11 protein-coding genes are annotated in these 10,624 nt (G+C 39.0%); 10 read left to right on the forward strand and 1 reads right to left on the reverse strand.

What is annotated here, in order from left to right:
* Window positions 1–49 precede the first annotated feature (49 nt).
* The 3 genes from A4245_RS01450 to A4245_RS01460 all read left to right on the forward strand — a co-directional run bounded on the left by A4245_RS01450 (window position 50) and on the right by A4245_RS01460 (window position 3,326).
* Window positions 50–793: a PRC-barrel domain-containing protein gene (locus A4245_RS01450; RefSeq protein WP_067724945.1), complete on the forward strand. Its 744-nt coding sequence runs from the start codon at window positions 50–52 to the stop codon at window positions 791–793.
* A gap of 557 nt (window positions 794–1,350) precedes the next feature.
* Window positions 1,351–2,076: an RNA polymerase sigma factor SigI gene (gene sigI, locus A4245_RS01455; protein ID WP_067724997.1), complete on the forward strand. Its 726-nt coding sequence runs from the start codon at window positions 1,351–1,353 to the stop codon at window positions 2,074–2,076.
* Window positions 2,073–3,326 carry an anti-sigma-I factor RsgI family protein gene (locus tag A4245_RS01460; protein WP_067724947.1) on the forward strand — a complete coding sequence of 418 codons (1,254 nt, stop codon included), beginning with the start codon at window positions 2,073–2,075 and terminating at the stop codon, window positions 3,324–3,326. Before sigI ends, A4245_RS01460 begins: the two co-directional genes overlap by 4 nt.
* A gap of 40 nt (window positions 3,327–3,366) precedes the next feature.
* Here A4245_RS01460 and A4245_RS01465 read toward each other — a convergent pair whose 3' ends face one another.
* Window positions 3,367–3,594, reverse strand: a complete 228-nt coding sequence (locus A4245_RS01465; RefSeq protein ID WP_067724949.1) for a YhdB family protein — start codon at window positions 3,592–3,594, stop codon at window positions 3,367–3,369.
* Between the two features lie 166 nt (window positions 3,595–3,760).
* Between A4245_RS01465 and A4245_RS01470 the strand changes: the two genes are divergently transcribed.
* The 7 genes from A4245_RS01470 to A4245_RS01500 all read left to right on the forward strand — a co-directional run bounded on the left by A4245_RS01470 (window position 3,761) and on the right by A4245_RS01500 (window position 10,474).
* The gene (locus A4245_RS01470) at window positions 3,761–4,423 is read left to right on the forward strand and encodes a YhcN/YlaJ family sporulation lipoprotein (RefSeq protein ID WP_067724951.1); all 663 of its coding nucleotides are present in this window, start codon (window positions 3,761–3,763) and stop codon (window positions 4,421–4,423) included.
* A 258-nt stretch (window positions 4,424–4,681) separates the two neighbouring features.
* Window positions 4,682–5,320, forward strand: a complete 639-nt coding sequence (locus A4245_RS01475; RefSeq protein ID WP_067724953.1) for a class I SAM-dependent DNA methyltransferase — start codon at window positions 4,682–4,684, stop codon at window positions 5,318–5,320.
* A gap of 24 nt (window positions 5,321–5,344) precedes the next feature.
* On the forward strand, window positions 5,345–5,806 hold the full coding sequence (locus A4245_RS01480; protein ID WP_067724955.1) for an S-ribosylhomocysteine lyase: 462 nt from the start codon (window positions 5,345–5,347) through the stop codon (window positions 5,804–5,806).
* A 236-nt stretch (window positions 5,807–6,042) separates the two neighbouring features.
* A complete protein-coding gene (locus tag A4245_RS01485) occupies window positions 6,043–6,963 on the forward strand; it encodes a PLP-dependent cysteine synthase family protein (RefSeq protein WP_067724957.1) in 921 nt (306 codons plus the stop codon).
* 23 nt (window positions 6,964–6,986) lie between these two features.
* Window positions 6,987–8,123: a bifunctional cystathionine gamma-lyase/homocysteine desulfhydrase gene (locus A4245_RS01490; RefSeq protein WP_067724959.1), complete on the forward strand. Its 1,137-nt coding sequence runs from the start codon at window positions 6,987–6,989 to the stop codon at window positions 8,121–8,123.
* A gap of 89 nt (window positions 8,124–8,212) precedes the next feature.
* The gene (locus A4245_RS01495) at window positions 8,213–9,580 is read left to right on the forward strand and encodes a dipeptidase (RefSeq protein ID WP_067724961.1); all 1,368 of its coding nucleotides are present in this window, start codon (window positions 8,213–8,215) and stop codon (window positions 9,578–9,580) included.
* Window positions 9,581–9,718: 138 nt separating this feature from the next.
* On the forward strand, window positions 9,719–10,474 hold the full coding sequence (locus tag A4245_RS01500; RefSeq protein WP_067724963.1) for a (S)-benzoin forming benzil reductase: 756 nt from the start codon (window positions 9,719–9,721) through the stop codon (window positions 10,472–10,474).
* Window positions 10,475–10,624: the final 150 nt, after the last annotated feature.

A 10,624-nucleotide genomic window follows, 5' to 3' on the forward strand; every position in this document is an offset into this window, starting at 1 on the left:
TCCAAAATAGGGTATACAGTAACTAAATCCTTAAATGGAGGCGTATGTTATGTATAATTATACCTCGCAAATTAAAAATTATAATATCCATGCCACAGATGGAGAAATGGGTAAAATAAAAGATCTATATATAGATGACAAAAATTGGGAAATAAGGTACGCCATTGTCGATACAAGAAAATGGCTTCCAGGAAGAAAGGTTTTGCTCCCACCTAGTACATTTACCGCTATCCATGAAGAGGAAGAATCTGTTGATGTCGAATATGATAAAGATACCGTTCGCAACAGTCCTCCCGTTCCTGAAAACGAAGATCTATCCTCTGATCAGGAAAGTACTTTGATGGATTATTTCGGGTGGAACACTTATCGAAGCAATGCATTATTGGGTCCTGATGGAAAGCCGCTCGGTACGTTTGAGCATGACAGCATGTTACAGGATAATGTTCCTGAAGAGCCGCATGCACACAGACCAATAGATGGGCACAGAACTGGTAATGGTCTGCGGAGTGAAGATGAGACAATCGGTTTCAAAGTCCATGCCAAAGATGGAAAAATTGGTAAGATTACCGATATGATCTATGATACGGAACATTGGGAAATTAAATATATTGTCGTAAAAACCAGTGATAATTTCACTGAAGATGAATTATATATATATCGGACGGAGCAGATTGGCACTGTTGATTGGTTCGAGAAAGATTTATATATCAATGACTCAGTTGCCGGGATTTCTAGCAATAAACCGTTTACGGATAAAAAGGATATAATAGCCAGTCTGTCATACGCAAGGTAGAAAGCATAAACCTCTCCCTCGCGTAAGAGCAACTAAAGCATTCACCCAAAGGCTTAAGCAGTTAGTTTTCTAATCAAATGTCTTCTCTTCTTAAAGAAGGGCAGGCATTTTTCGTGTGCGCAGCATAAACCGAACGTTTATCCAAATTCAAACGTGGAGCAGGAGAAACAAAGCGCCAAGCACCTCTGATTGAACAAGGAGAAATACATAATATATTATGTAAAATTCAAAAATAAATATTCAAAGCGCTTTCGTTTTGTCTGAATTCTAATCCGCCACATGCAAATCAGGCGATAGTTACGGGATTTTAAACGAAATGTAATCTAATTGAGATAGCAACTCGTTAATTGATAGGTTAACATTAAAGATACTGAAAAATATTGTCGGATTTGCCGATATAAAAATAAAACTATAAAATGAAGATGGTGGGAACATCATATGAAATATATAAATGATAATAAAAAGTTAATGAATAAATATAATTCTGTAATAACTACGCCCAAAAAGGGTGCAAAATGTACGTATTCTATATTGCATGGGAGGTTTTCCCAGTGTTGATGCGTAACGGGGTTAAAGACAGGCCCCTTGAGGAAATGGTCGAAGCCATTCAGCAAGGGGATACATCCATGCAAAATTACTTATTGCGTACCTATCAGCCTTTTATCGCAAAAAGTGTCTCGGAAGTATGTAAACGATACATAGATCCTAAGAGAGATGATGAGTTCAGCATTGGTTTGTCAGCATTTAACGAAGCCATTTTTTCTTACTCTCCAGATAAAGGAAGTTCATTTCTGTCCTTTTCCAAACTTGTAGTTAAGCGTAAGGTAATAGATTATATCAGGTATAATCAGAAAAGACCTACACCATTGTCACTGGACGAGTCCTACGATGCGGAACAAATGGAAAACCCAATGGAATTGGTTGCCGTAAAAGAGAAATATAATCTGGAAATGGATGCCCTTCACCGCAGAGAAGAAATTATGGATTTCAAAGAAAAACTGAAGGAGTACAAGTTAACATTGATTGATCTTACCGATGCTTCACCAAAACACAAGGATGCAAGGGAATCAGCAGTGAAAACTGCAAGAATTCTTTTTGAGGACGAGGAATTAAGGGAGTTTGTTCATATTAAGAAAAAACTTCCCATTAAAGAATTGGTAAATAAAGTAGATGTAAGCAAGAAAACACTTGAGCGTAATCGTAAATTTATATTAGCGATTTTTGTTGTACTCAGTGAAGACTATATCTATCTTAAGGATTATCTTAAGGGAGTGGGGCAATGAAAAAAGGAATTGTGTTGGAACGCCATAGCGACTACACGATTATAATGACTAAGGACGGTTCCTTTGAAAAAGTGACTGTACCTGGTGAAAATGCAGATGTGGGAGAAGAAGTTTCCTATAAACCTTGGAAGACGGAGAAAAAGACGGTGGCCATGCTATTTCCCTGGAAAGAGATGAATATGCCGATCAGAGCACTCTCCATGGCTTGTATCGTGCTTTTATTAGCATTTCCTATTTATTTTCTTGCTGGAGAAAGTAAAACATATGCTTATGTTACAGTGGATATTAATCCAAGTATTGAAATGGAAGTAGATAAAGATTTTAATGTTCAGCATATACGAGCAATAAATGAAGATGCATCTATCCTTTTGGAAGATATTCCAGATTATGAAGATGAGTATATCGAGAAAGTAATAGAAATGATCCTTGCCGAAACGGAACAGAAAGGATTTATTAATGATGAAAGAAATATGATCGTCGGTATCAGTTATGCTGAGGAAAATCCTGAGGGAACAGCACCGTTGCCTGGAAAATTGGATTCTTATTTTTCCAACGTATCGGGATGGGAAATTGCCACGTTGGTTGTACCCAATAATATTAGGAAACAAGCTGTAGATAAAGAAATATCAATGAATGAAGAAATGGCCTCAAAGATATTGGATGAAGATAAAAACTCTTCTATGGAAAATTCACTGGATTCCACTGATAAAGCAATTATTGATTCTTTTTATAATGAAAAAAGTGATGTGGAAGAGGATAAGTCTTCAGAATTCAATAGGGATACAAGGGTCACTCCACCTGTAGTGAATGACACGGGTGAAAAAGCTCAGGACAGACCTAATATAGGTAATTTTTCTGATAGCAGCGATAAAGGCAATAGCAAAACGGATGCCCATCCTAGTGTGTTGAAGGAAAAAAACGGTGAGATGAACTCTAATGGTAACAGTTCAGAAAATAGCATGAAAAAGGAAAAACAAACTGAACAGAAACCGAGCACTCCGAATAACAGTAATGGAAAAGAACAAAAAATAGCTGATAATGAAAAATCAAAGGAACAACCTAAAGAAAAAAAGAAAAAATCCGATAATGGCAACAAGAACGAACATAAGCAAAATAACGGCAATGGTACGGATAAGAAAGACAAGGGCAATAGTAAAGACAAGAACAGTAATAATAAAGGCAATAACCAGAACCACGGTAATGGCAATAATCAAAACCGTGGTAATAATCATGGCAACGGAAATAAGTAATGGAAAAGCGCTAATAAGCACTTTTCCATTTTTTTACATTTCAACAATGGCTGGGGGGATCGTATTTCATCGCATGGTCCAAATAGTAAAGAAGTGTATCATGAGTATCGATCACTTTAGTCTGGTCTAATGAGTAATGGTAGGCATTCAGAAATTGTTCGATTTTTTTTGACAGGATATCGTCCTTTGTCCGAACCATTAATACTAGCAGGTCATCCCATTGTCCCCATAGCGTATAGTATAGAGCCTTGTCGTAGTCCGGAATCATTGTTACCCCTCCTTGATTGTCAAGGGTTACTTATATGTTTTCCCGCTTTATATATATAATGACCGTAACATATATGGTGTGAATACCATAAAAAGGATATTCTTAAAAAGAATAGATACATTTCTCCGTAACATACTAAATTCAAACACGTAAGGAGGAATGTAAATTGAAAACTAAGTTTAAATTATTAAGCATATTTGCGGTATTTTTGCTGACTTTATTTGCGTGTCAGAATGCCGACAACACAGGCCAGGAAGATTTAACTGGAGCGGGTAATAGAGCACCTGACGGGTACAATGACAATACTGGTGATGGAATGACAAATGTTCGTAATAATACGATGGAAAGAGATGCTGACCGCTTCCAAAACCGTGATAATACAAGAAATATTGGAAATCGCAATAACCAATATGATGTATCCGAGGAAGCTGCAGAACGCATAACAGAAGAAGTTGATGGTGTCAGTGGCGTACAAGTTCTCACAACGGATAATAATGCATACGTAGCGGCGACTTTAGATACAGACAACAATGAACAAAATCAAGGGACAAACAGAAATAACGGAAACCATGACAACAACAGAAACAATGGAAACAACGGAAACAACGGCATGGGCGAAGATGAACTTACAGAAGAAGTTAAAGATGAAATAGGGGATATCGTCAGATCAGTCGATAACAATATTGATAATGTGTATGTTTCAACAAACCCCGATTTTGTCGATTTAACAAATAATTATGTCGATGATATGAATGCAGGTCGTCCAGTGGAAGGTTTCTTTGATCAGATTGGAAATATGGTCCAACGTATTTTCCCACAAAACAGATAAATTGAGACTGGCACAAAAGTGGTTTATCTATAGAAAAATCCGAACAGTGATTCAGAATTCTTTAGTTAGAATTCGAATTAGTTCGGATTTTTTTCCTGTCTCGAAACCATTTGTTTTAGTAATGGTACTCATAGTAATGTCCTATCCACTTTATTTTATTTTTTTGATTAAGAAAGAAACCTATGTTATATTGTATACATATAATTCATAGTAACCATAGTAATTTACTATGTTTTAGTCAACTATGAGGTGATAAAAATGGGCAGAGAGTTTATTGAGTTGTTTGAGGAATGGGCAACGGATTATGATAAGAGTGTCGTAGGAGAAGACCCACAGTATAAAGATGTTTTTGCAAATTATGAAGAAATTCTGGAAGAAGTTGTGAGGCAAAGCACTGGGCGGGTTGCAGAGTTTGGTGTGGGGACTGGCAATTTATCCTTAAAACTGATTGCGGCTGGTCATCATGTAATCGGAATTGAACCTTCCAAAGCAATGCGACAAATCGCAAGCAGAAAAATTTCATCACTGATCGTACTGGATGGTGATTTTATCAACTACCCCGAATTGCCGAATGATGTTGAGACTATTGTCAGCACATATGCCTTTCATCATTTAACGGATGATGAAAAAGAAACAGCAATCGGGAGGTTTGCCGCAATTCTTCCTGGTAATGGGAGAATTGTGTTTGGAGACACGATGTTCAGAAGCGAAGCCGACAAGCAATTGAAGATTGCTGAGGCTATCGATAAAGGATTTCTTGATTTGGCTGCAGATTTGAATCGTGAATATTACCCGACTCTTGATATAATAAAGAATGCTTTTGAAAAGCATCATTTTGATGTATCATTTAAACAAATGAACGATTTTGTTTGGGTGATTACCGCTGACAAAAAATAAGCCAAAGAGGAGAGGGATTATACGATGGATAAAAAAATGAATGTGGAAAGTTTTAATCTTGATCATACAAAAGTAAAAGCACCATATGTTCGTTTAGTAGGAGTAACAGAAGGTGCTAACGGTGATAAGGTTCAAAAGTATGATATCCGTTTTAAGCAGCCGAATAAAGAACACATGGAGATGGCTGGACTCCATTCCTTGGAACATTTAATGGCGGAGAATATTCGAAATCATACAGATTCTGTTTTGGATATAGGACCAATGGGCTGCCAAACAGGTTTTTACTTGTCACTCATTAATCACGAAGACTATGAGGATGTCCTTTCGATGCTTGAAAACACGCTAAAGGATGTTATGGAAGCCAACGAGGTTCCGGCATGCAATGAAGTACAGTGTGGCTGGGCAGCAAACCATAGTCTGGAAGGTGCAAAAGAAATTGCGGAAGAAATGCTGAATCACAGAAGTGAATGGCACGAAGTTTTTTAGGATACTGAATCGGTAAATATCAAAAAACAGTGCGAAAATGACTTTGAGCAAATAACCTTATTTTTAGCAATATTAACAAAGAGAAAATCAGATGGTTACCCGCAGTTAAAAGATTATTGGTGTGAAATTTAGGATAGAATAGCATCAGCGGAAGTAACAAGCAGTAAATATATCAGCCCAGATCTATGGATTTTTCAACCCATCAGCTTCCGCTTTTGTTTAAGTGAGGGAAAATAATGGCACTTTATAGATCAATACATGAATTAATTGGTGAAACTCCTTTGCTGGAAATAAAAAGTTTTGCATTGCCTGAAGGAGTGCGCCTGTATTCAAAGCTGGAGTATTTCAATCCTGGGGGCAGTGTGAAAGATCGACTGGGCATGGAACTGATTAAAGATGCTATCGAAAGCGGAAAGCTTGCTGAAGGTGGCACGATTATCGAACCAACAGCGGGAAATACAGGTATTGGGCTTGCAATTGCAGCGCTGGAAAAGAACTTGTCTGTGATTTTTTGTGTACCCGAGCACTTCAGCAGAGAAAAACAGCAGCTAATGATTGCTTTAGGAGCTGAAATTGTTCATACACCCAGGGATAAAGGTATGACTGGAGCAATTGAAAAAACCGAGCAATTATTGAATGAGATTCCAAACAGTTTTTCTCCAAAGCAATTTTCAAATCGAGCCAATCCAGAAACTTACTATAAAACAATGGCACCTGAGATTTGGAGAGATCTTAACGGGAAAGTGGACGTTTTTATTGCTGGATCCGGATCTGGAGGGACATTTATGGGGACTTCCAAATTTTTGAAAGAAATGAATCCAACTATAAAAACCGCAATTGTAGAGCCGGAGGGGTCCATCATCGGTGGCGGTGACCCGGGTTCACATCTGACGGAAGGAATAGGGATGGAATTTTTCCCCGAATACTTCGATAGGTCTTATATAGACGAAATCTACACAGTTTCTGATAAAGATGCCTTTCTAATGGTAAAGGAACTAGCCGCCAGAGAAGGCTTGCTTGTCGGCAGTTCTTCAGGTGCTGCAATGTATGCTGCTCTAAAGGAGGCTGGAAAAGCATCTAAAGGGGAAAATATTGTAACGGTGTTTCCAGATGGAAGTGATCGATATTTGAGCAAGAATATATACGAAACTACCTGATAAAAGGAAGGGGAGAGTAATTAATGAGATCAAAAACAAAAATGATTCATGGTGGAATAACAGGTGATGAAAAAACGGGTGCTGTTTCTGTTCCGATTTATCAGGTGAGTACGTATAAACAGGATGGAGCGGGGAACCACCGAGGCTATGAATACTCACGCACCGGAAATCCAACCCGTACTGCATTGGAAACGGTAATTGCCGATTTGGAAAACGGCAATGCAGGATTTGCGTTCGGATCTGGAATGGCGGCTATCAGTTCGGTTATGATGTTATTTAATGCCGGTGACCATGTCGTCATGACAGATGATGTATACGGTGGGTCTTACCGGGTAATGACCAAAGTATTAAATCGTTTTAACTTGCACCATACATTTACAGACACAAGTTCAACGGAGGCTGTAGAGGCTGCGATTAACGAAAATACAAAAGCCATATTTGTTGAAACACCTACAAATCCGTTATTGAAGATTACCGACCTGCAAAAAATGGCAGAAATCGCAAAAAAACATGATTTATTACTGATCGTCGATAATACCTTCGCAACGCCATATTGGCAGCAACCTATGAACTTTGGGGCGGATATTGTTCTTCACAGCGCCACAAAATATATCGGTGGCCACAGTGATGTTGTTGCCGGTTTGGTTGTTGTCAAGACAAAAGAACTTGCTGAACAGCTTCATTTCATTCAAAACTCTGTCGGTGCGGTGCTTGGTCCACAGGATTCCTGGCTTTTGATGCGCGGCATAAAAACGCTGGCATTGCGAATGGAAGCAATCGAAGAGAATACAAAGAAAATCGTCTCCTTTTTGGAGAATCATAAAAAGGTCTCCACAATTTATTATCCTGGAAGAGAAAGTCATCCAGGGCATGGAATTGCCGTAAAACAGGCAGCAGGATTTGGCGGAATGGTCTCTTTTGATGTTGGCAGTGGGGAAGAGGCAGAAAAAGTACTTGCCAAAGTGAGGTACTTTACGCTGGCAGAGAGTCTTGGAGCTGTAGAAAGTCTCATTTCCATTCCAGCTAAAATGACACATGCCTCCATACCGGCGGACAGAAGGAGAGAGCTTGGAATTACCGACGGCTTAATCCGTATATCTATAGGGATAGAGGACGCTGAAGATTTAATTGAAGATCTGCAGGCAGCATTGCATGAATAAACACATTGGGCAGTCCATTTAACGGATTGTCCTTTTTATTTCCCCTTATGCTAATATAGAAGTATCAAATGAACTCGGAGGTATGTGTTATGAGCGAAAAAGCATTGCAATACTTGAAAGACAACAGAAATCACCTGCTGGGGAAATTAAATGAATTCCTATCCATACCAAGTATAAGCACGGACAGCAATCACAAAAATGATGTGAAAAAAGCGGCAGATTTCATCGTTACATACCTGAATGATATCGGTTTTGACAAAGTGGAACAACAGGAAACAGATGGACACCCACTTGTCTATGCCGAATATAATGGAGCAGGTAAAGATGCACCAACGGTATTGTTTTACGGGCATTATGACGTGCAGCCTGTAGATCCGATCAATTTATGGAAAAGTGATCCCTTTAAACCCGAAGTGAGAGAGGGAAGACTTTATGCGCGCGGATCGAGTGATGATAAAGGTCAGGTATTTATGCATTTGGCAGTTTTCGAAGCTTATATGAAAACAGAAGGCGAGATTCCGATCAATGTGAAGGTCTGCATTGAAGGAGAAGAAGAAATCGGAAGTGAAAATCTTTATGAGATTCTAAGGGAGAAAAAAGATCAGTTCCAGGCAGACTTCGCAGTAATTTCCGATTCTGGGATGGCAGCCAAAAATCAACCAACCATCCTTTATGGACTAAAAGGCTTTACGGGGATTGAGATTACCGTAAATGGTCCGGACCATGATTTGCATTCCGGAATGTATGGGGGAGCAGTCAGAAATCCAATTATGGCGCTAAGTCACATCCTTGCATCCATGAAAAACGAGAATGAAGTAGTCACTGTGGAAGGTTTCTATGATGACGTAGAAGCACTGTCAGAAGAGGAACGAAAGCTAATGGAGGAGGCTCCTGGGGAAGACTTTGTTGAAACAGCCGGAATCCAAGAGACAGTATCTGAACAAGGGTACACTGCAAAAGAGCATACGATGGGTCGTCCAACTTTAGAAATTAACGGTATTTTCGGAGGCTACCAAGGTGAGGGAACCAAAACAATTATTCCTTCTCAAGCAACAGCAAAGATAACCTGTCGTCTTGTTCCAGGTCAGGATCCAGATAAAATCCAGCAGTTACTGGAAGCACATGTAAATAAAGCAGCACCTTCCGGAGTAAGAGTGGAAGTGAAAAAGGAGAAGCTTTCAGCAAAAGCATATAAAGTAGAACCGACACACCCGCTTATTAAAAAAGCGGCGGAAAGCTATACGAAAGCATTTGGAAAAGACACTGTCTATCTAAGAATGGGCGGCTCTATTCCGGTTGTTGAATGGATTGAGGATATCTATCATATGCCAATCGTATTGCTCGGGTTTGGTACACCTGAGGATCGCTTGCATTCTCCAAATGAAAGTTTTCCACTCGACAGTTTTGATAAAGGAATGGAAACACTTGTGTATTACTGGAATGAAGTGAAGAAATAAGCGGATATACCTGTACCTATAGTTGCAGAACCTATGGGAGGAAAATAACTGAAGGATTAATGCAATCATCCGGTTTCTGTCCCTCTGTTTCAGGGTATTTTATTTAAAGCGACATAATGAGAAGGTGGGGATTATCTGATGAAATACGCTATTGTAACAGGTGCCTCAAAAGGGCTTGGTGAATCAATTGCCAAGCTGTTTTTGGAAACCGGAGTAAATGTTATTGGGTTATCGCGAAGTACAAATGATCATTTATCAGCAATAGCTAGAGAAAATAACACAACCTATAAACATATATCATGTGATCTTGCGGATATAGCTGTTTTGGAACAAACGTGTAAGGAAATAAGTGAAGCTGTTTTTCTGGAAAATCCGACAGCTGTTTATTTAGTCAATAATGCAGGTATTGTCGAGCCGATTGAACAGTCAATGCATATAAAACCCAATGATCTGTTAACACATGTCCACGTAAACTCTGTGGCTCCGATGGTACTTACAAATTATTTTCTTAATGAATCAACCGAAAAGGGTGTTCCACTTATAGGTGCAAATATCACTTCCGGTGCGGCAGAATCACCGATGTATGGCTGGAGTGCGTATTGTTCGACGAAGGCAAGTATGAATATGTATACAAAAACTGCAGCATTGGAACAGGAAGAACTGAGCACCGATAACAAAATTATAGCTTTCAGCCCAGGGATTATGGATACAGAAATGCAGAAGAAAATCCGTTCCAGCTCAAAGGCTGAATTTGCTGAAGTAGAGAAATTTAAGGGATATAAGCAAAATAATCTTTTAAAGGATACAGATCTTGTAGGCGGGGTTCTTGTCGATATAATAACTTCCGATGACATTCAGAACGGAAAAATATATTATGCGAGAGAATATTTATAGGACTCAACTTATGGACCAATAAAATAAGTTCTACCATTTAACTGGCCTAAACTTAGAGTGACTTTGATGTTCACCTAACTAACGCGTAGTTTCTGTAAACTGCGACAGGTTTTTTTCAGGAGATATGTGCATCTGCTGCCGTCCGGGATC

This window comes from Oceanobacillus damuensis, from assembly GCF_001618145.1.
GTDB classification, from domain to species: domain Bacteria; phylum Bacillota; class Bacilli; order Bacillales; family Amphibacillaceae; genus Oceanobacillus; species Oceanobacillus damuensis.

Bases quoted from the DNA above. Each gene is read 5' to 3' on its own strand.
- A4245_RS01450 (WP_067724945.1), top strand. From the start codon at position 50: ATGTATAATTATACCTCGCAAATTAAAAATTATAATATCCATGCCACA.
- sigI (WP_067724997.1), top strand. From the start codon at position 1,351: ATGCGTAACGGGGTTAAAGACAGGCCCCTTGAGGAAATGGTCGAAGCC.
- A4245_RS01460 (WP_067724947.1), top strand. From the start codon at position 2,073: ATGAAAAAAGGAATTGTGTTGGAACGCCATAGCGACTACACGATTATA.
- A4245_RS01465 (WP_067724949.1), bottom strand. From the start codon at position 3,594: ATGATTCCGGACTACGACAAGGCTCTATACTATACGCTATGGGGACAA.
- A4245_RS01475 (WP_067724953.1), top strand. From the start codon at position 4,682: ATGGGCAGAGAGTTTATTGAGTTGTTTGAGGAATGGGCAACGGATTAT.
- A4245_RS01480 (WP_067724955.1), top strand. From the start codon at position 5,345: ATGGATAAAAAAATGAATGTGGAAAGTTTTAATCTTGATCATACAAAA.
- A4245_RS01485 (WP_067724957.1), top strand. From the start codon at position 6,043: ATGGCACTTTATAGATCAATACATGAATTAATTGGTGAAACTCCTTTG.
- A4245_RS01490 (WP_067724959.1), top strand. From the start codon at position 6,987: ATGAGATCAAAAACAAAAATGATTCATGGTGGAATAACAGGTGATGAA.
- A4245_RS01495 (WP_067724961.1), top strand. From the start codon at position 8,213: ATGAGCGAAAAAGCATTGCAATACTTGAAAGACAACAGAAATCACCTG.
- A4245_RS01500 (WP_067724963.1), top strand. From the start codon at position 9,719: ATGAAATACGCTATTGTAACAGGTGCCTCAAAAGGGCTTGGTGAATCA.